Below are 20,469 nucleotides of genomic sequence, written 5' to 3'. Positions count from 1 at the left end.
CCTTCACGCTGCCCAGCACTGTCCTCCGCCGTCAACGCGCAGCACCTGGCCCGAGACGAACGCGCCCAACGGACCTGCGAACACTTCGACGACGCGCGCGACTTCGTCGACGGTCGCGATGCGATCGAGCGTGCCGGTTTCCACCATCCGGTTCTGATCCACCGCGCGCGTGCCCATGAAGCGTCCGGTACGGGTGTCGCCGGGCGCGATGCAGTTTACCGTGATGTCGTAGGATCGGAGCTGATCGGCGAGGCAGCGCGTGTAATGCGTCATGCCCGCTTTCGCAACCGCATAGATCGAGCCGTTTGTGCGGCCCTTGAAGGCTGCGACCGAACCGATGGTGACGATGCGGCCCTGACGCCGTGGCATCATTTCCTTGGCCACAGCCTGGCAGGTCAGGATGGTTGAGAGCAGGTTGCGATCGAGCACCGCGCGAACATCCTCTTCGCGAATGCCGACGGCGTCGTTCGGATCCGGCTTGCCGCCTTTGGCCGCAATGTCGCCACCTGCATTGTGAACGAGAATGTCGATCGGACCCAGTTGCTTCGTCGTGGTCTCGACGACACGCGCGATGTCGGCGCCTTGCGTAAGGTCGCCGAGTACGCGGATGGTGCGTACTCTATGTGCCGACGCCACCGCTTCCGCGACCGCCGTCAGCGTCGATCCCTCGCCATATTCGGCTGGGCCGTGTTCGCGCATGCCATGGATGGCGACATCGGCACCCATCGCCGCCAGCCGTTCAGCGAAGGCGCGGCCGAGCCCGCGGCCCGCGCCGGTGACCAGCGCAACCTTGCCCTTCAGCGACCGCTCGTCCTGTGATGCCATGACGTTCTCTCCTGATTTTCCCGAAATGTCAGTCTGCGGCGAGATCGAGGCCGATCGCGAGCGCCTGCACGAGGCACATAGGCGCGACCAGAGTGCGTAGCGCCGGCTCCGGCATGTCCTGGATTTCGAACACGACCGAGGCGCCCTCAACGATCGGGCTCAGCAGACTGTCGGTGATGGAGATCGCCGGCACGTTGCGGGCCACTAGTTCGGGAAATAGCCGCGCCGTATCAGGGTAATAGTTGCGGAAGCTGATCGCGACCAGCGCGTCTTCGGAAGTGGCCGGATGCGATTGTTCGTGGATGCTGCCGCCGGTGCCGTCCAGCAACACCACGCGCCGCCCGAGTTTCCGCAGCACATAAGCCAGATGCGTTGCTACTGGAAACGAGCCGCCGAGGCCCAGCAGATAAATGTCGCGCGCCTTCGCCAATATCATGATGGCGGCTTCGAGCTGCCGCTCATGGGCCGACTGGCTCAACGTCACCAGGCTTGATTGGGCTTCCGCGACGAAGCGGCCCAGTACTGCCGCTGGTTTGCGGCCGAGGACCGATTTTTCCTCGCTCTTCATGCGCGCCAGCCGCGCCTTGTAGCTTGGCGCCACGCCGGCCACGAGGCGCGTTCGAAACACCTGCTGCATCTGGGTGAAGCCGCCAAAGCCGAAAGCATGAGCGAAGCGAACGATGGCCGAGGGAGGCACGCCGGAACGCTCGGCGATCTCCGCCACCGTGCCCAACGCGACGTCGGTCGGATGATCCAGGACGAATTCGGCGATCTGCTGCAGACGGCCGGATAAAGCGCGATGCCGCTGGGCAATCGCGCCGCGCAGTTCGTCATAACTCATCGCCGTGCCGGCAGGTTTGTCCATGGCGTCAGCTCTATCCCATCGCGGCCGTTCTGCCGACCGGTTCAAACATTCCACTTTACAGGGAAGAATAGAACGTTCATTCTAGGCACTGCAACAAGAAAACGAGCCTGCTCGGGAGGGAGCCATGAAACAGCGTGAGATCTCGCGGCGAAGCGTTTTGCAGGGCAGCCTGATGGCCAGCGCCCTGGCGGGTACGGCGAGCTATTTCGGGCCGTGGAAGGAAAACCGTGTCTGGGCGCAAGGCGCCGCCAAGCCGATCAAGCTCGGCCTGACCTGCGATGCCAGTGGTCAATACGGCAACAGCGGGCAGGACGATTTGCGCGGAATCCAGATGGCGATCGACGAGGCCAACGCCAAAGGCGGCGTGCTCGGCCGCAAGATCACCTGGATCACGGCGGATACCGAAACAACGCCGGCCACCGGCAGCCGCCTCGCCGAGAGGTTCATCACAAGAGAAGACTGCACCATCCTGATCGGCGCGGTGCATTCAGGCGTCGCCAATGCCATCACCCAGGTCGCTGCCAAGAATGGCGTCATCTACCTGAACACGAATTCGTCCGCACCCAGCGAGGCGGGCGAGAACTGCTCACGCATCAAGTTCGTCTGGGACGGCAACGGCACCAATTTCTCCAAGGCCTCGGTCGCGAACGCCGTCAACTCGATCGGCAAGAAATGGATGCTGCTCACCAATGATTATGTGTGGGGCCACACCACCTCGGCGGCGACGAAAGCGCAGGTCGAAGGCGCCGGCGGCAAGATCGTCGACAATCTGCTGGTGCCGCAGAACACCCGCGACTTCACGGCCTACCTCTTGAAGATCCAGCAGGCGAAGCCGGATGTCGTGGCGACCGCGGTCGGCGGCGACGACATCAAGGCGCTGCGCGAGCAGGTCGCCCAGCTCAAGCTCGACGGTAAACCTGCCTGGATCAACAACCAGCAGGACTGGCCTGACGTCTGGGGCTCGCCCGACAGCCTGTTCGGCGTGTTCGGCACCACCTGGTATCACAAGCTGGCGCTGCCTGGCGTCGCTGATTTCGTCAAGAAATGGCAGGCCACCAACAAGGAGGGCTCGATTCCGGTGCCCGGCAATGTTTCCTACAACGGCTACATGGCCACACGGGAATTGCTGCGCGCGATCGAGCGCGCCGGCTCGACCAACAACGTCAAGATCATCAAGGAGCTTGAGAATCTGAAAGTCTCGGCAACTGACCGCATGCAGCATTTCGATGCCTATATGGATCCGGTGACGCACCAGATGCAGCAGACGATCTATCTGGCGCGGCGCAATCCCAAGCCTGCGGACAAGACCGATCTGTACGAAATCATCAGTTGGACCGAGCCAAAGGCTGTGGCCGATACCGATGCGCAGGCCAAGTGCAAGCTGGTCCCCTACGAGCAGGTTCCCACGGTTGATTCCTGAGTTCGCCGCTTCGCAGCGGGCGCGTCGCGTGCCCGCTGCCCTGCAACAGCAATACGAGAATGCAGCTTGTTCGATCTTCTTCCGCACATCCTCAACGGCCTCACGCTCGGCCTCCTGTTCGCGTTGATCGCGCTCGGCTTCATGCTGATCGTAGGCCTCATGGAGCAGATCAATCTCGCGCACGGCTCGCTGTTCGCGCTCGGCGCCTATTTCGCCATGCAACTGATGGGGCCGCGCCCGCCGCTCCCGGCTGACCTTGCGCAGTCCTGGCTGGCATTGCCGCTCGGCTGGCGCTACGCCGCGACGCTGATCCTGGCGCCGGCCGCGGTCGGCCTTGTCGGGATCGCCATCGAATTCTGCATGCGCCGGACCTACGGCAAGGATCCGCTTTACGGTTTGCTGCTGACCTTTGGCGCCGCCATGGTGATCGAGGAGATGATCCGCCTGACCTGGGGCACGCGCGACTACGTGGTGCAGGTGCCGCAAGCGGTCAGTGGCGGTTTTATCTTCGGCGATCTGATCTGGTCGACCTACCGCTTCTATGCTGCGGGCATTGCAGCCGCGGTCATCGGACTGGTCTGGCTCCTGATTGAAAAGACCTCGTTCGGCGCCACCGTGAAGGCGGGTGCGCATGACAGCGAAATCGTGCGCGCGCTCGGCATCAACCTGACGCGGCTGCGGCTGCTCGTCTTCGTGTTCGGCACTATGCTGGCGGCCGTCGCCGGCATTATCGTGGCGCCGATCTGGGGCATACGCCCGCACATGGGCGTCGACGCCGTCATTCCGGCATTCCTGGTAATCGTGCTCGGCGGCGTCGGCAGTTTCTGGGGCGCGGTCGTTGCCGGCCTTCTGGTCGGGCTCGCCGTCGGTCTGTCCGGCGCCTACGCCTCCGAGTGGTCGTTGCTATCGATGTACGTGTTGCTGGTGGCGGTCGTGACGTTCAGGGCGCGCGGGCTCTGGGGCAAGAAAAGCGTGCTCGAGGCCTGAAGATGATCCCAGCTCCGCAATCCGATTCCACGCGGCTCATCACGCCGACCATGCTGGTGCTGTGGCTGGTGCTGGCCACCGTGCCGCTCTGGATCGCGCGTGTCGGCCTCTATCCCTATCTCGGGATCGAGATCCTGATCTGGTCGCTCTATGCGCTCGCGTTCAATCTCGTGCTGGGCACCGCCGGCCTGCCGTCGTTCGGCCACGGCGCCTATTTCGGCATTGGAGCCTATGCTTTCGGCCTCTGCCAGTTCAATGTCGTCGCCAATCTCTGGATCTGCCTTGTGGCTGCATTTGCTGTCGCGGGTTTGGCCGGCGCGCTGGTCGCGCTATTCATCTCGCACCGGCGGGGCATCTACTATGCCTTCATGACCATCGCCTTTGGCCAGATTTTCTGGACGCTCGCGATCAAGTCGCACAAGGTCACGGGAGGAGAGGATGGACTATTGAAGATCGCGCGGCTGCCCGCCGATTTTGGGTTTGCGTCGTTCGATCTCGCTGGCAATGTGGCATTCTACTATTTTGTCCTCATCGTCTTTGGAATCGCTGTTATCGCGCTGTGGCGGCTGGTGCATTCGCCCTATGGCCGGGCTATCGCGGCGATCAAGCAGAGCGAAACCCGCGCTGCGCATCTCGGCTATAACGTGTGGCTCTACAAGGCGTCGATCTTCGCGCTGTCGGCGGCGATATCAGGATTTGCCGGCGGCCTGTTCGCGATGGCGCAGCTTGCGGCGTTCCCTGATGTAATGAGTCTGCATCAGTCCGGCTACGTCGTGATGATGACGCTGGTCGGCGGCGGCCTCGTCAGCTTCTGGGGTCCCGTCATCGGCGTGTTTCTGTTCCTGATCGCGCGCGACGTGATCGGCGCCATGACGAACGCCTGGATGCTTTATTTCGGGCTGCTGTTCATCGCGGTCGTGCTCTTCCGGCCTGAGGGCGTTGCCGGAGCCATCATGGCCACGTGGCAGAACCGGTCGCTGAATTCGATGCGGCAGCAAGGCGGCACTGCGCTGCGTCTCTTGTTCGGAGGCGGACGATGGCGCTGATCGAAGTTTCCGGCGTTCATGTTCGCTTCGGCGACCGCGTCGTGCTTGAAAGCATCGACCTGACAGTGCCCGAGGGGGAGTTCCACGGCCTGATGGGGCCGAACGGCGCCGGTAAGACCACATTCTTCAACGTGCTCACCGGCCGCGTCAAGCCGAGCCGTGGCTCGATCCGGTTCGACGGCGAGGATGTGACGGGGTTGAGCTCGCATCGCATTGCAGCCAAAGGCGTCGCCCGCTCGTTCCAGATCATGACACTGTTCGACGAGTTTTCCGCGCGCGAGAATGTCATGGTCGGCCTGCCGGGCTTTCGCGCCCGCGGATTCGATATACGCCACGCCGCTGCCGGCGATCGCTTGTTTGCCGAGAAGGCTTCCGAGATACTTGTTACCGTTGGCCTCGCCGACAAGGGCGATACCCGCGCCAAGGATCTCAGCTATGGCGACCGCCGTGCGCTCGAGATCGCAGTCGCGCTGGGGCAGGGACCCCGCGTGTTGTGCCTGGACGAGCCAACCTCCGGGCTTGGCTCGGACGGCGTACAGCGCCTCGCGACGCTGGTTGGGCGGCTCAAGGGCAAGCTCACGATCGTGGCCATCGAGCACGACATGGAATTCCTGTTCTCGCTGGCCGACCGCATTTCCGTGATCCATTGGGGCCAAGTGGTCGCGCGCGGCGAGCCGCACGAGCTGCAGCAGAACGAATGGGTCAAGCGCTCTAACCTCGGGAGGTTCGCATGATTCTCCAGGTAGAGGCGGTCGATACGTTTTACGGTGAGACGCAGGCGCTGTTCGGGGCGTCGCTATCTGTCGAGCGCGGCAAGGTATTTGCGCTATTGGGCCCTAACGGCGCTGGCAAGACCACGATGCTGCGCTCGATTCTGGGATTGACCCGTCCGCGCCGAGGCGCCGTCAGGTTCGACGGCCGCGAGGTCACGCATAGCCCGACGCATGAAATCGCGCGCGGCGGGATCGGCTGGGTGCCCGACGACCGGCGGCTGTGTCCGACACTCTCGGTGGCGCGCAATCTCGGCATTGCGCAGAAGCGGACGAAGTTCCGGAACTGGACCGTCAAGGAGGCGTGCGAAATCTTCTCGCCGCTCGAGTACCTCATGGAGCGCGAATGCGAAAACCTGTCGGGCGGCGAGATGCAAATGGTGGCGATCGCGCGCGCGCTCGTCGGATCGCCCGGACTGATCCTGTTCGACGAGCCGAGCCAGGGGCTCGCGCCGAAAATCGTTGGTGACGTGCTTGCGACCATCCGCAGGCTGCGGAACGAGGGCGTCGCCTCGCTCGTGGTCGAGCAGAATGCCGAGATCGCGCTGTCGGTCGCCGACCAAGCGGCCGTTATCGACCGCGGCCGGATCGCCTGGAGCGGCGAGGCCGCGACACTTCGTGACGACCGCGGCTTGCGCCAACGCCTGCTTGGAGTTCACTGATGGCCTCGCCGCTGCTCGTCCTCGATCAGGTCCGCAAGGTCTACACGCGTGGCCGCGTGGTGCGCCGCCCGACGTTCACACTTGAAGCCAATCTCGTGATCGACCAACCCGCTGTTATCGGCGTGGTCGGCCCGAACGGGGCTGGCAAGACGACGCTGTTCGAAATGATGACTGGCTCGAACGCGCCATCGTCCGGCCGCGTTTACGTCGCCGGCACAGATATCCATAAGGTCAAGTACCGCGAACGCGACCGCCTCGCGATCCATTATCACCAGACCTATCAGGTACGCCGCTTCCGCAAGCTGGTGCCATCGATATTCCTCGAAAAGTCGCCGACGCCGACGCCGATGGTGCATCTGTTCGACGAGCCGCAATTCAACCTGCAGGACGGCTATATCGGCTTTATGCTCGATTTCTTCCGCAAACTGCGCGCCGAGGGGCGGCTCGTGGTGTTGTGCCTGCATCCGACTGCGGCCTGGCACCTGGAAATCCTGGCCGAAATCGCCGAACAATATCTGTTCGTCGCGGACGGTGGCGTCACGCGACAGCCGGATTTTGCGACACTCACCCGCGAGCCCCGGTTCCGGAGCTACCTGGGCCCGGAATTGACGCGGGCCGCGGAGGCGCTATGCGTCGGCCGCGCGGCCGCACACTCTTGAATCGGCTTTGCAATTCGATCGGGCTTCCATCATATAGGCGCCTGATTTTCCGCCGCGCGCCATTTGGCGGCTAATAAGCTCAGGGAGAAAGTCTCGTGGCATATTCAAATACCCAGCTCTTCATCAACGGCAAATGGCGTCCGAGCCAGTCGGGCAGGACCATCGCCGTGCTCAACCCGGCGACTGAGGAGACGATCGGTACCGTGGCGCATGCCGACCGTGCCGATCTTGACGAAGCGCTGGAAGCCGCCGCGAAGGGCTTCAAGGTCTGGCGGGCGGTGGCACCGTTCGAGCGCTGCAGGATCATGCGCAAGGCGGCTCAAATCATGCGCGAGCGCAACGACGAGATCGCGCCGCTGTTGACGATGGAGCAGGGCAAGACGCTGGCGGAAGCGAAGATGGAGGCCATGGCTGCCGCCGACGTCATCGAGTGGTTCGCCGAGGAAGCCAAGCGCGCCTATGGCCGGGTGATCCCGGCTCGCGGCCCCGGCATCTACCAGATCGCCGTCAAGGAGCCGGTCGGTCCGGTCGCGGCCTTCACGCCGTGGAATTTCCCGATCAACCAGGTGGTTCGCAAGCTCTCCGCGGGGCTCGCGGCCGGATGTTCGATCATCGTCAAGGCGCCCGAGGAAACCCCGGCATCGCCTGCGCAACTGATCAAGGCATTCGTCGATGCAGGCGTGCCTGACGGCGTTATCAACCTGGTCTATGGCGTACCGTCGGAGATTTCGGAATATCTCATTCCGCATCCGGTGATCCGCAAGATTTCCTTCACCGGATCGACCGTCGTCGGCAAGCAGCTCTCCGCGCTGGCCGGCCTGCACATGAAGCGTGCCACCATGGAATTGGGCGGCCATGCGCCGGCGATCGTGTTCAAGGACGCAGACGTCTCCTCGGCTGCGAAGATTCTGGCGGCGGCGAAATACCGCAATGCCGGCCAGGTTTGCATCTCGCCGACGCGCATGCTGGTGCAGGACGACGTGTTCCGTGAGTTCGTCGACAAGTTCGTCGAAGGCGCCAAGTCGATGAAGGTCGGCAATGGCCTGGATCCCGACTCGAAGATGGGGTCGCTCGCCAATCCGCGCCGCGTCACTGCCATAGAAGGCATGGTGCAGGATGCTGTGGGCAAGGGCGCCAAGCTCGAGACCGGCGGCCATCGCGTTGGCAACAAGGGCTATTTCTTCGAGCCGACGGTGGTCAGCGACGTGCCGAAGGATGCGCGCGCGATGAACGAGGAGCCGTTCGGCCCGCTGGCGTTGATCTCGCGGTTCTCGACCTTCGACGAGGTCGCCGAGGAAGCCAACCGCTTGCCGTTTGGTCTCGCGTCCTACGCCTTCACCAGCTCGACCAAGACGGCGACCGCGATCGGCGCGGCCATCGAGGCCGGCATGGTTTCGATCAACAGCTTTGGTCTGGCGCTACCCGAAGTGCCGTTCGGCGGCGTCAAGGATTCCGGCTACGGCTCGGAGGGCGGCACCGAGGCGATGGAGGGCTATTTCAACACCAAGTTCATCACCCAGACCGGGGTGTGAACCAGGCTTCGAAACGAGCCTGTTTGCTCGCTCATGATATGGCCCGACGCTGCACCGGAGCGTCGGGCTAATTTTTTGCTATCCATGCAACCAGCAGGATGACGAGCACGATCAGGCCCGCCGACAGGCTCTTCCAGAACACCAGCGGATCGCGCTCGTAAAGCGAGCGCCGTGACGTGACGGCCGGCTTTGCCCACATCGCGCCGTTTTCGAGCTCGTGCGAGAATTCGATGACGTCGCCATAGCGTTGCGCACGATCGACGCTGAGCGCCTTGCCGATTACCGCGTCCAGCCAGGCCGGCAGGTCGGGGCGATAGCGCGAGAGGTAGGCCGGCTTGCCGAAGCGGGGCCGCGAGAACGGCTCGATCTCACCATAGGGATAGGCGGCGGTGAACATCCGGTACACGGTGACGCCGAGTGCATAGAGATCGGAAAACTCGTCGCCGGGCCGTCCGCCGAAAAGCTCCGGCGCCATGTAGCTCGGCGTGCCCGGAATATCCTCGGCCGGGAAATCCTCGAGTAACGGCACGCGCGCGACGCCTAGATCGACCAACCGCAATCCGCCGGCCTTCAACAGGATCACATTGTCGGGCTTGATGTCGCGGTGAATGATCCCGGCGCGATGCAGGGTGGCGACTGCGCGCGCCAGCTTGGTTGCGATGCCGATGCCTTCGGCCAGCGAAAGTTGCGGCGAACGATTCAGGCGCTGTTCCAGTGTCTCGCCCTCGTAGAGGGGCATCACCGAATAGAGACGCGTCTGCCGTTCGGCAGGCAATTCGATGATCTCTCCGATCCAAAGGCTGCGCACGCGCGCCGCGACCCATGCCTCGCGGACGAAGGCGAGGCGATAGGAGCCCTCACTGGCGACGCGCGGATGCGGAAATTTCAGCACGACGTCACGGCCCTGCCGCTTGTCGATCGCCTTGAACAGCCGGCTGTAGCGGCCATCCGACAGTACTTCGCCGAGCGCGAAATCGTCGACCACGTCACCCGTCTCGGGCAAATCCAGGATCGGAAGCGTCGCGATCGAATGGGTGAGCTCGTCGCGGTCGGCGGGTGGCAGGTCGACGACATCGAGCACGAGCGCGGTCATGTTGTCGGTAGAGCCGGCATCCAGCGCCGCGTCGACCAGCGCGCGGGCGGATTCTTCCGGCGAGGTGCGCTCGCTCAACAATAGCTGCAGGCGGTGATCGGTCAGCACGCCGTGGACGCCGTCGCTGCAGATCAGAAGCCGGTCATGTTGACGCAGCCCGACGGTGGCGTAGTCGAAGCGGGCAAAATCCTCGAAGCCGATGGCGCGGTTGAGCAGGTGAGCCAGATCGCCGCGTCCGGCGATGTGGTCCGTGGTCAGCCGTTCCAGCCGCCCCTCGCTCAGGCGATAGGCGCGGGTGTCACCGATGTGAATGACGTGGCAAAGCCGGCGCGACAAGATAATCGACGAGAAAGCGCAACTCATGCCGCTGAGGCGAGGATCGGTGCGGCCTTGCGTATAGATCCAGCTATTGGCGGCTTCCAGCGAGCGCGACGCCCGGCGACGCACGCCGAGCGTCTCGGGGAGGGAATAATAGGCGTCGATGAAGCAGCGAACTGCGAGCTCGGCGGCTTCGCGTCCGCCCTTGTGTCCGCCGACACCGTCGGCGACGGCGGCAACGATGTCGCGGTTGCTCACCCCGGACCGGCCGAGGCAGGTCCCGACGTAATCCTCATTGGCGGACCGCTTGCCGGTCTCGCTGACGAAGCCGACGCGAACCCCGAGATTCCGTTGCGAACCGATTGTCACCCGCGCGACCTGTCAATTTTACAGCGCGCGCCGTCAGACCCGCGCTCCCGATGCGGCGCCCCATGTGGTGCGCCAGCGCACCTTGACCATGGCAAGTCCCAGGAAACCAAGCAACGCCAGCAGGCCGAAAAACAGGAATCCTGCGCCGAATCCGCCGGTCATTCCCTTGGCGACGCCGAGGGCCTTGGCAAGGAAGAAGCCGCCGATGCCGCCGGCGCAACCGACCATGCCGGTCATCAGGCCGATCTCCTGCCGGAAGCGAAGCGGGATGAGCTGAAACACGGCGCCGTTACCCATGCCGAGCGCGAGCACGCCGATGGAGAACAAAAGCACCGACATCCAGGCGATCCGTGGCATCTCGGTGAGTGCCCAACCCGTAGCTGCTGGCGCCGCCGGCCCCTCCGGCATGAAGGCGATGACGAGATACGCCGCCACGACGACGCCAAAGAACATCGACAGCGAGCGGATGCCGCCGATGCGGTCGGCGATCATGCCGCCGACCGGGCGGAAACCCGAACCGAAAGCAACGATCAAGGAAACCAGCAGACCCGCTGCGACGCCTGATACGTGATACTGCACGGTGAAATACAGCGGCAACGCGTTGGCCAGTCCGACGAAGCCGCCGAAGGTGATGAAGTAGAAGAACATGAACCAGCGGCTGTCGGGATCGCGCAGCAATGCGCCATAGGCCCTCAGCGAGATCGGTTTGCGCTCTCCGGGCGCATCCTTGGCGGCATAGGCGTAGTAGGCGAGGATCAGCACCATCGGAACGAGCAGCACGCCGAACACGGCTTGCCAGCCCCAAAGCTCGGCAATCGTCGGCGCGAACATCGTGTCGAGCACGACACCCATATTGCCGGCGCCGGCGATCCCCATCACCACGCCCTGATATTGCGGCGGATACCAACGGCTCGCCTGCGGCAGCGCTACCGCGAACGAGGCACCACCGATGCCGAGCGCGAGACCGAAGATTTCCACCGACAGCTTGCTCGGGAGTCCGAAATAGCAAACCCAGGACGTCGCGGCGATGACGACGAGTTGCGCGACAATTCCGGTCCGCTTGGCGCCGAACAGATCGGCGAGTATGCCCATCGGCACCCGCAGCAGCGCGCCGGCCAGAACCGGAATGGCGACGAGCGTGAACTTCTCGTCGACGGCCAGGTTCATGTCATGCACGATGTAGACGATCAACGGACCGAGCGCGACCCAAGCCATGAAGCTTATGTCGAAATAGAGAAAGGCGGCGAGCAGCGTGGGCCAATGGCCGGCCTTCTTGAATTCAGCAAACTTCATCGAGCAGCCTCGAACAGCGGCGTGTGATACCGTGCGGGCCGCGCGGTATCTCGGCACAAAGAGACGGAATTTGGGAAGCGAGTCGGCTCGTCGTTGAGACGCACTCTAGGTCTCAACGTCAGCAATTCGTGTGCCAGAAAAGCAAGCGCGCCACTTTGCGTGTGTTTGCAGTGCCTTGCCAGGCGCGGCCAAACTGCCGCGAGTACAGCCGCTGCTCCGTTTAATGGCAAAACCAGCCGCTCGAACGTGCAGTGTGGTGTTTTATTATGCTGTGCGAAGTCTTAACGGAAAGCCGTCCCTGAAAATCCGCTTATCCGTGCCGTGCCATTTCCGCGGGCACATTGCCGCTTGGCGATGGTGAAGCATTCGGGTTGTGCACAACGGATAGCCCTGGTGGATGATTTTTTGGGCATTCATGCACGCACAGGTGCAGCCAGTTAACGATTCACCGCTGAAGCCGCGTGTTGCGCCCGGAAAATTACGAGCCTCGGCGTTGGCACGTCTCTTGAATACGCGGGATATCGATCGTCATAGTCGACGATACTCTGCCCGCCGATGGGCATTCCTCAATCATCACTAATCTCGCCGATCGACGATGCGGAGTTGCGTCGCCGAGCGGGGCCATCGGAACCTGGATCAGAAGGCAGAGCATGCTCGACAAAGTAAATAAGCCAAAGCTGGTGGTGATCGGCAACGGCATGGCCGGCATCCGCACGGTGGAGTTGCTGCTGGACCGTGCGCCCGATCTCTACGACATCACCGTCTTCGGCTCCGAGCCTTACGGCAATTACAACCGAATTCTGCTGTCGCCCGTGCTGGCCGGCGAGAAGACCGTCGACGACATCATGCTCAACACGGAGCAGTGGTACGAGGACAACGGGATCACGCTGCGCAAGGGCGAGATGATCGAGATGATCGATCGGCGTACCTGTGAAGTCGTCACGACAGAGGGCGCGCGGGTGCCCTATGATCGCCTGCTGATCGCCACCGGCTCGAACCCGATCATGTTGCCGCTTCCGGGAAAGGATCTCCGGGGCGTCATCGGCTTTCGCGATATCCAGGACGTCGAGCACATGGTTCAGGCCTCGACGAGCTTCAAGAACGCCGTCGTGATCGGCGGCGGCTTGCTCGGCCTCGAGGCTGCCAACGGCTTGATGAAGCGCGGCATGAACGTCACCGTGGTGCATCTGCTCGACACGCTGATGGAGCGTCAGCTCGATCAGGTCGCGGGCGGATTGCTGCGCAAGTCGCTGGAAGAGCGTGGCATGGTGTTCAAGATGCCCGCGCAAACGGAGGCTATTCTCGGCGAGGATCGCGTAACCGGGGTGCGCTTCGCCGACGGCGAGGAGATCCCTGCGGATCTGGTCGTGATGGCGGTCGGCATCCGCCCCAATGTCGAGTTGGCGCGCAAGGCAGGCCTCTATTGCGAGCGCGGCATCGTGGTCTCCGACACCATGCAAACCTACGACGGGCGAATCTACGCCGTCGGCGAATGCGTGCAGCACCGGCGCCAGACCTACGGGCTCGTGGCTCCCTTGTTCGACCAGGCCAAGGTCTGCGCCAACCACCTCGCGATGAAAGGCTTCGCCACCTATGACGGGTCGGTGGTTTCGACCAAACTGAAGGTGACCGGGATCGACCTGTTCTCCGCCGGCGACTTCGCGCCGGGCGCGGACAAGGAAGAAATCGTCATGCAGGACGCCTCCCGCGGCGTCTACAAGCGCATCATCCTGCGCGACAAGAAGATCGTTGGCGCCGTGCTCTATGGCGATACCATCGACGGCCCGTGGTATTTCCAGCATCTGCGCGACGGCACCGACGTTTCGCAGATGCGCGAGCGGCTGGTGTTTGGCGCCGCCAATCTCGGCGATGGCGGCCATAGCGGCAAGAACTCGGTCGCCGCCATGAGCGACGATACGGAAATCTGCGGATGTAACGGCGTCTGCAAGGGGACGATCGTCAAGGCGATCAGCGAAAAGAAACTGTTCACGATCGACGACGTGCGTGCCCACACCAAGGCCTCGTCGTCGTGCGGCTCCTGTACCGGCCTGGTCGAGCAGGTTCTCGCGTTCACGCTCGGCGGCGACTATTCGGCGGCGCCGAAGGTCAAGCCGATGTGCGCCTGCACGGATCACAGCCATGACGACGCGCGCCGCGTCATCGTCGAGAACGGATTGAAGACCATTCCCGATGTCATGAAGTTCATGGACTGGAAGACGCCGAACGGATGCCACTCCTGCCGACCTGCCCTGAACTATTATCTGCTCGCCACCTGGCCCGGAGAGTACCGCGACGATCAGCAGTCGCGATACATCAACGAGCGCGTTCACGCCAATATTCAGAAGGACGGAACGTATTCGGTGGTGCCGCGGATGTGGGGCGGCGTCACGACGCCGGATGAATTGCGCGCCATCGCGGACGTCGCGGACAAATTCAAGATTCCGACCGTCAAGGTGACCGGCGGACAGCGCATCGATCTTCTGGGCGTGAAGAAGGAGGACCTGCCCGCGGTCTGGGCCGATCTCAATAATGCTGGGATGGTGTCGGGCCATGCCTATGCCAAGGGATTGCGCACGGTGAAGACCTGTGTCGGTTCGGAATGGTGCCGCTTCGGCACGCAGGATTCGACCGGCCTCGGTATCAAGCTCGAAAAGTTCATGTGGGGTTCGTGGACGCCCGCCAAGGTGAAACTCGCCGTCTCCGGCTGCCCACGCAATTGCGCGGAAGCGACCTGCAAGGACGTCGGCGTCGTCTGCGTCGATTCCGGGTTCGAGATCCATTTCGCCGGCGCTGCAGGCCTTCACATCAAGGGAACCGAATTCCTGACCAAAGCAGCGACGGAGGAGGAGACGCTCGAAATCATCGCTGCGCTGACGCAGCTCTATCGCGAACAGGGCTGGTATCTGGAGCGCATGTACAAGTGGTGCGACCGGGTCGGTCTCGATGCGATCCGCAAGCAGGTGGTCGACGATGTCGCCAACCGCAAGGCGCTGTTCAGCCGCTTCGCCTATTCGCAGCAATTCTCGCAGAGCGATCCTTGGGCGGCGCGGGCCCAGCGCGGCGTCGATCGCAACGAATTCACCCCGCTGGCGGAGCTGGAGCTGGCATGACCAAATGGATCGAAATCGGGGCGCTGAACGATATTCCCGTTCTCGGCTCGCGCGTGGTGCGGACGGCCTCCGGAGACATTGCGGTATTCCGGACCAGCGAAGACGAGGTGTTCGCGCTCGACGATCGCTGCCCGCACAAGGGCGGTCCGTTGTCGCAAGGCATTGTTCACAACAAGCGGGTCACCTGTCCGCTGCACAATTTCGTCATCGAGCTCAGGAGCGGCATGGCAGTCGCGCCCGACGAGGGATGCACGCGCGCGCATCCGACCAAGGTGGAGAACGGCATGGTCTGGCTTAGCGTCCAAACGGCGGCGGTTGTGCCCGCCGAGTGAGGTGATCGCCCGTGGCAGTGAAGACAACCTGTCCGTATTGCGGTGTCGGCTGCGGCGTTGTCGCTGACACGGGCCCAGCCGGAGCCGTGACGGTCCGGGGCGATCCGCTTCATCCCGCCAATTTCGGGCGGCTGTGCGCGAAAGGCTCGGCGCTCGCCGAGACCATCGGCCTCGAAGGGCGGCTGCTCGCCCCTGTGGTCAACGGGCAGGAAACGAACTGGGATACGGCGCTCGATCATGTCGCGGACGGATTTGGCAGGATCATCCGCGAGCACGGACCCGATTCGATCGCCTTCTATGTCTCCGGACAGATTCTCACCGAGGACTATTACGTCATCAACAAGCTCGCCAAGGGCTTCATCGGCACCGCCAACATCGACACCAATTCCCGGCTATGCATGGCGTCGAGCGTGGCGGGCCACAAGCGTGCGTTCGGCAGCGATACCGTTCCGGGCTGCTACGAGGATCTTGAAACCGCCGATCTCCTGGTTCTCGTCGGCTCCAATGCCGCGTGGTGCCATCCGATCCTCTACCAGCGCATGGTGGCCGCCAAGGCCAGCAACCCGGCGTGCCGCATCGTCGTGATCGACCCGCGGCGGACCGCCACATGCGACGGCGCCGATCTGCACCTGCCGCTTCGCTCGGGCAGCGACTCCGTGCTGTTCAACGGGTTGCTGGCGCATCTTGCATCGCGCAACGCTATCGATCGCGCATTCGTGGAGGGATGCACCACCGGAGCCGAAGCCGCGCTGCGGCAGGTCGCCGGCCAGACGGTCGCGCAGACCGCCGACGTCTGCGGCCTGGCCGAGGGCGCAGTGGCGTTGTTCTTCGACTGGTTTGCCAAAACCGAGCGGGTCGTCACGCTCTATTCGCAAGGGATCAACCAGTCGAGCAGCGGCGTCGACAAGGTCAATTCGATCATCAACTGTCATTTGCTGACCGGACGGATCGGGCGGCCCGGTATGGGGCCGTTCTCGCTGACCGGACAACCCAACGCCATGGGCGGCCGGGAAGTCGGCGGGCTGGCCAACCAGCTTGCCGGCCATATGGAGATCGAGAACCCGCAGCACCGCGACATCGTTCAACGCTTCTGGCAATCGCCTGTGATTGCGGACAAGCAGGGCCTCAAGGCCATCGACATGTTCGACGCGATCGCCGATCGGCGCATCAAGGCGGTCTGGATCATGTCGACCAATCCGCTGGTCAGCCTGCCGGATGCCGACCGCGCACGCCGCGCGCTCGAGACTTGTGAGCTCGTCGTCGTCTCCGACTGCATGCGGCATACCGACACCACGCGCCATGCCCATGTGTTGCTGCCCGCGCTCACCTGGGGCGAGAAGGACGGCACCGTCACCAACTCCGAGCGCCGCATTTCCCGGCAACGACAGTTCCTGCCGGCGCCCGGCGCTGCAAGGGCCGATTGGCGGACCGTCTGCGACGTCGCCCGGCGCATGGGTTTTTCGGGGTTCGACTACCCGAGCGCTGCGGCGATCTTCCGCGAGCACGCCGGGCTTTCGAGTTTCGAGAACAACGGGACGCGCGATTTCGATCTGTCCGCCCTGAACACGCTGGACGATCGCGCCTATGATACGCTCACCCCGATCCAGTGGCCGGTGACGCGCGAATATCCGACCGGCACGCCGCGGATGTTCGAGACGCGCGAGTTCTTCACAGCCGACCGCAAGGCCCGTTTCGTGCCGGTGACGCCGCGTGCTGCCGTCAACGCGACCAGCCGCGACTATCCGCTGGTGCTCAATACCGGGCGGATCCGCGATCAATGGCACACCATGACGCGCACCGGGAAATCGCCGCGGCTGCTGGCGCACATCTTCGAGCCCTGCGCGGAATTTCATCCCGACGATGCACGCGCGGCCGGCGTCGAGAATGGCGGGCTCGCGCGGCTGACCAGCCCTTGGGGCGAGATGGTGGCGCGCGTCGTCGTCACTGCCGAGCAGCGGCGCGGCTGCGTGTTCGTGCCGATGCACTGGAACGGCGAGTATGCCGGCGACGGCCGGGTCAACGCGCTGGTCAATCCGGCCACCGATCCGATCTCTGGACAGCCTGAGTCCAAGCACACGCCGGTCAAGGCGGCCGCTTACTTGCCGAAATGGCATGCCTTCATCCTCAGCCGCCGGGAGATCGAGCGCCCAGCCGCGGGGTATTGGGTCGGCGGCCTTTCAGGGACGTGCTGGCGGATGGAGCTCGCCGGCGACGAGCGGCCGCCGAGCTGGCGCGATTGGGCGCGGGCGCAACTCCGCGTCGGACACGACATCGAATGGATCGCCTATCGCGATCCGAAGGCAGGCCGTTTCCGCTACGCCGCCGTTCGCGACGGCCGGCTGGAAGGTTGCGTGTTCATCGCGCCCGATCACAGGCTGGTTTCGCGGTCGTGGCTCTCCGGCCTGTTCGCGGAGCAGGAATTGTCGCCGAATGCGCGGATGTCGCTGCTGACGGGCCAGCCGTTGGATGCCGGCCAGGACATCGGGCCGATCGTCTGCTCGTGCTTCGGCGTTGGCCAGCACCAGATCTCGGCCGAAATCCATAAAGGGGCGGCTAGCGTCGACGACGTCGGCCGACGCCTGAAGGCCGGCACCAATTGCGGCGCCTGCAAGCCGGAGATCGGGAAGCTATTGCGTGGCGCGGCCGTACGCGACCCGCATCCGGCATGAAGCGGCCCACAGGTCGGCGCGTTCCGATCAATCAAAAGTCCCTTGCCGGACGATGGTCCGGGCTCTTGCGGCTTCGTCGCTAATTTCTGATCGCATAAAGCGGGGTTCGGAGCGTGAGCTGATAGGACGGTTTCGGAGCCCATGCGATCTGCGCGGTGACGCCGAACAAACGGTTGTCGTTGTCGTCCATCCGGTCGAGGTCGAACCGGACGATCGGCTGCGTGAATGCAGGAAACGGCGTCAGATTTAGAAGCTGCGCACCGCCAAAGGATTGCACGCCGAAGCGGCCAGTGAGCTTCCAGTTGTTGTCCCATTGATAATAGCCGCCGACATAACCGATGATATCGGGATTCACGCGGGCGAACGGGGTATCGACCAGGACTCTCGTGTATTGCGCGCCAGCGAGCAGCCCGCGCGTCTCGTCCGCGTTCAGCGCGTAGCCCGCCTCGAGAATGGTGTTGTAGGCCGTCGTGGCGAGCGGCGCGGCCGAAATCGATCGTGTCGCGTTGGATTGAACGGTGATGGTCGGAAACATTCCGCCGTTCTGCTGATAGATGTCGGCCTGGAATCCGACGGTAAAGCTGTAGATCGTGAAATCAGTCCAGGGACCGGTGCCGGTCTGCGAGGAGCCGCCGCTGACGCCGCCATAGACCGAGAGCCGATCGTTGACATCGACCGTCACCGGGAGATCGACAGAGAGGCTTCGGCTGGACGGCGAGGTGAGGGTTCGGAGCGAGGACAAGTTCTCCAATGTCGACAACAATGGCGGCGTACTGAATCCGATCGAGAGCGCGCCGGCGGGCAGCGTCGAGTAGTTGGTTCTCATATCGAGGTAGAAATTCGGCAGGGCCGGCTTGGCTGTGGCCCCATCCTCGTCGTCTACGGCCTCGTCATTACCAAGGGCGAGACCGGACAGGCACATTGACGCCAGCGCGCCGAGCACCACGCGTCTGACAGTTCGCGCCGGCCCGAATGGCAGGCGGCCACGTGCAGGGGGATTGGTAAGACTCGTGCTCAATCGATGACGCCCTTGACCAGCCGAGATGACCATTTGGCCGCGGAGAATACAAGAAGCCGCCGCCAGACGAGGGGCGATCTCGCGGCAACTGTGGCGTGTTTGCGCGGTCTGGACAAATTGACCCAGGTCAAGGGATTCCGGCGACAACGGCTTAGGAAAAAGACAGCAACTCAGGAATGAAGAATGCGAAAAGCACGAAATGTCTCGCAGCGGCCGCCGCAATCGCCGTCGGACGCGCGTCCCCCTTCATGGTCGCCGCCCAGACATCGCAAAAAATCTCGCCTGGGCTTGCCGCCATCATGAGCGCGGTCAAGCTGTGGACCGCGGCTCGGCAGCAAAACTGGGAGCTGGCGGCTTACGAACTGGAGCTGTTGAAGGCGGGCCTCACGGATGCGGTCGGGCTGTATGCCGACATACCCGTACCCAATATCGCGATGGTCGATCGACCCATCAAATCACTCGACAGTGCGATCACGGCCCGCAATGGCGCAGCATTCGGCAAGGCGTTTGGCGAACTCACTGCCGGATGTAATTCCTGCCATCAATCGGTCGGCCGCAGCTTCATCGTGATGACGGTCCCCACGGCGTCGCCTTTCGGTAATCAATCGTTCGCGCCGCGCTAGGACAGAGCGCCGCGATGGCGGCCAAGCCGAGAACGGCGCCGCCATGGAGCCCGTGTTGTCGGCAGCGTCGGCTGCCAGAGTGTTGGCTGTCAGCAGCCGATCTTGCTGGCCTTCTCGATTGCAACGGACAACGCGAGTTTGGTTTCCTCCACGATGTCCTCGACCAGTTCTTCCCGGCTGACATGCGCAGCCTGGCCGGTGAGCAATCCCTGTTCGGCGAGCATGACCACGCCGTGTAGCGAGGCCCAAATCTTCAAGGCGCTACGCTCGCGCAAGAGCCCGACGGCAGGCGCTTCAAGCGCTTCCACCAGGAGCTCGAACGTCTCCATTGCCGCGCTGTGCAGTTCGCTGCCTTTTGGCGCGCACGCCATGGTTCGCGACGCGAACATCAGGCGATAGATGCCGTTGCGGCGCAGGCCGAAATCGAGCGTGAGCTGCGCGAAGCGTGACAGCTTCGACTGTTTCGACGGCTTTTCAATCGCCGCACGCATCATGGCGCTGAACTGGCGGAACGCTTCGGCGGTGACAGCCGTCAGCAGCGTCTCGCGATCGGCAAAATGCTTGTAGGGCGCCGGCTGCGAGACGCCGAGCTTCTTGGCCAGCGCGCTGATACTGATCGCTTCGGGACCACCCAGTTCCACTTCATGCAACGCGGCCTGGACCAGGGCATCACGAAGATCCCCGTGGTGATAGGCATTCAGCGCTTTGCGTGCAGGTCGAGGCGGCATTCAGCATCATGCTCTATAACTTTTGACTTGACAGCACAACGGCGGCGCGAATGTAATATGATATAACTTCGCGGTGCTCTGGCGGGTCTGTGCCGCTGCGCCGACGGAAAGGCAGCGCGAGACAATGCGCGCCACAAAGAGGGGAAACGC

General features: G+C 63.3%; 17 protein-coding genes. 11 read left to right on the top strand and 6 right to left on the bottom strand.

From position 1 onward, the window contains the following. Nucleotides 1–3: 3 nt before the first annotated feature. Together LMTR13_RS32245 and LMTR13_RS32240 are read right to left on the bottom strand one after the other, a co-directional pair. Nucleotides 4–825 (bottom strand): SDR family NAD(P)-dependent oxidoreductase, encoded by an 822-nt coding sequence (locus LMTR13_RS32245; protein ID WP_065731285.1) that lies wholly within the window; start codon nucleotides 823–825, stop codon nucleotides 4–6. A gap of 28 nt (nucleotides 826–853) precedes the next feature. Continuing rightward, complete coding sequence (locus LMTR13_RS32240) at nucleotides 854–1,690, bottom strand: MurR/RpiR family transcriptional regulator (protein ID WP_065731284.1); 837 nt, start codon at nucleotides 1,688–1,690, stop codon at nucleotides 854–856. 124 nt (nucleotides 1,691–1,814) lie between these two features. Between LMTR13_RS32240 and LMTR13_RS32235 the strand changes: the two genes are divergently transcribed. From LMTR13_RS32235 to LMTR13_RS32205, 7 genes are all read left to right on the top strand, one after another. Further along, nucleotides 1,815–3,110, top strand: a complete 1,296-nt coding sequence (locus LMTR13_RS32235) for an ABC transporter substrate-binding protein (protein ID WP_236843209.1) — start codon at nucleotides 1,815–1,817, stop codon at nucleotides 3,108–3,110. 66 nt (nucleotides 3,111–3,176) lie between these two features. Further along, nucleotides 3,177–4,097, top strand: a complete 921-nt coding sequence (locus tag LMTR13_RS32230; RefSeq protein ID WP_065731283.1) for a branched-chain amino acid ABC transporter permease — start codon at nucleotides 3,177–3,179, stop codon at nucleotides 4,095–4,097. Nucleotides 4,098–4,099: 2 nt separating this feature from the next. Next, on the top strand, nucleotides 4,100–5,143 hold the full coding sequence (locus LMTR13_RS32225) for a branched-chain amino acid ABC transporter permease (protein ID WP_065731282.1): 1,044 nt from the start codon (nucleotides 4,100–4,102) through the stop codon (nucleotides 5,141–5,143). Next, nucleotides 5,134–5,877: an ABC transporter ATP-binding protein gene (locus tag LMTR13_RS32220; protein ID WP_065731281.1), complete on the top strand. Its 744-nt coding sequence runs from the start codon at nucleotides 5,134–5,136 to the stop codon at nucleotides 5,875–5,877. The genes LMTR13_RS32225 and LMTR13_RS32220 overlap by 10 nt, the downstream gene beginning before the upstream one ends. Further along, a complete protein-coding gene (locus LMTR13_RS32215) occupies nucleotides 5,874–6,575 on the top strand; it encodes an ABC transporter ATP-binding protein (protein ID WP_065731280.1) in 702 nt (233 codons plus the stop codon). Before LMTR13_RS32220 ends, LMTR13_RS32215 begins: the two co-directional genes overlap by 4 nt. Further along, nucleotides 6,575–7,234 carry an ATP-binding cassette domain-containing protein gene (locus tag LMTR13_RS32210; RefSeq protein WP_065731279.1) on the top strand — a complete coding sequence of 220 codons (660 nt, stop codon included), beginning with the start codon at nucleotides 6,575–6,577 and terminating at the stop codon, nucleotides 7,232–7,234. Before LMTR13_RS32215 ends, LMTR13_RS32210 begins: the two co-directional genes overlap by 1 nt. Nucleotides 7,235–7,329: 95 nt before the next feature. Then, the gene (locus LMTR13_RS32205; protein ID WP_065731278.1) at nucleotides 7,330–8,766 is read left to right on the top strand and encodes an NAD-dependent succinate-semialdehyde dehydrogenase; all 1,437 of its coding nucleotides are present in this window, start codon (nucleotides 7,330–7,332) and stop codon (nucleotides 8,764–8,766) included. Nucleotides 8,767–8,833: 67 nt separating this feature from the next. Here the strand turns inward: LMTR13_RS32205 and LMTR13_RS32200 are convergent, their stop codons facing one another. Together LMTR13_RS32200 and LMTR13_RS32195 are read right to left on the bottom strand one after the other, a co-directional pair. Further along, nucleotides 8,834–10,546 (bottom strand): bifunctional protein-serine/threonine kinase/phosphatase, encoded by a 1,713-nt coding sequence (locus LMTR13_RS32200; protein ID WP_065731277.1) that lies wholly within the window; start codon nucleotides 10,544–10,546, stop codon nucleotides 8,834–8,836. A gap of 33 nt (nucleotides 10,547–10,579) precedes the next feature. Continuing rightward, nucleotides 10,580–11,839: an MFS transporter gene (locus tag LMTR13_RS32195; RefSeq protein ID WP_065731276.1), complete on the bottom strand. Its 1,260-nt coding sequence runs from the start codon at nucleotides 11,837–11,839 to the stop codon at nucleotides 10,580–10,582. Between the two features lie 650 nt (nucleotides 11,840–12,489). On the opposite strand from LMTR13_RS32195, the gene nirB reads away from it, so the two are divergent. From nirB to LMTR13_RS32180, 3 genes are read left to right on the top strand one after another with little or no spacing between them, the layout of a single operon-like run. After that, nucleotides 12,490–14,949 (top strand): nitrite reductase large subunit NirB, encoded by a 2,460-nt coding sequence (nirB, locus tag LMTR13_RS32190; protein WP_065731275.1) that lies wholly within the window; start codon nucleotides 12,490–12,492, stop codon nucleotides 14,947–14,949. Then, on the top strand, nucleotides 14,946–15,281 hold the full coding sequence (gene nirD, locus LMTR13_RS32185; RefSeq protein ID WP_028349497.1) for a nitrite reductase small subunit NirD: 336 nt from the start codon (nucleotides 14,946–14,948) through the stop codon (nucleotides 15,279–15,281). Before nirB ends, nirD begins: the two co-directional genes overlap by 4 nt. 11 nt (nucleotides 15,282–15,292) lie before the next feature. Then, complete coding sequence (locus LMTR13_RS32180) at nucleotides 15,293–17,950, top strand: nitrate reductase (protein WP_065731274.1); 2,658 nt, start codon at nucleotides 15,293–15,295, stop codon at nucleotides 17,948–17,950. A gap of 79 nt (nucleotides 17,951–18,029) precedes the next feature. On the opposite strand, the gene LMTR13_RS32175 is transcribed toward LMTR13_RS32180, so the two are convergent. Then, nucleotides 18,030–18,968 (bottom strand): hypothetical protein, encoded by a 939-nt coding sequence (locus LMTR13_RS32175; RefSeq protein ID WP_236843208.1) that lies wholly within the window; start codon nucleotides 18,966–18,968, stop codon nucleotides 18,030–18,032. A gap of 248 nt (nucleotides 18,969–19,216) precedes the next feature. Between LMTR13_RS32175 and LMTR13_RS32170 the strand changes: the two genes are divergently transcribed. Further along, complete coding sequence (locus LMTR13_RS32170; protein ID WP_083219524.1) at nucleotides 19,217–19,591, top strand: hypothetical protein; 375 nt, start codon at nucleotides 19,217–19,219, stop codon at nucleotides 19,589–19,591. An 89-nt stretch (nucleotides 19,592–19,680) separates the two neighbouring features. Here LMTR13_RS32170 and LMTR13_RS32165 read toward each other — a convergent pair whose 3' ends face one another. Further along, nucleotides 19,681–20,319, bottom strand: a complete 639-nt coding sequence (locus LMTR13_RS32165; protein ID WP_065731272.1) for a TetR/AcrR family transcriptional regulator — start codon at nucleotides 20,317–20,319, stop codon at nucleotides 19,681–19,683. Between the last annotated feature and the right edge of the window lie 150 nt (nucleotides 20,320–20,469).

This window comes from Bradyrhizobium icense (genome assembly GCF_001693385.1).
Taxonomy (GTDB): Bacteria; Pseudomonadota; Alphaproteobacteria; order Rhizobiales; family Xanthobacteraceae; genus Bradyrhizobium; species Bradyrhizobium icense.
The sequence above is the reverse complement of the archived record's forward strand: the minus strand, read 5'-3'. Positions and strand labels throughout refer to the sequence as shown.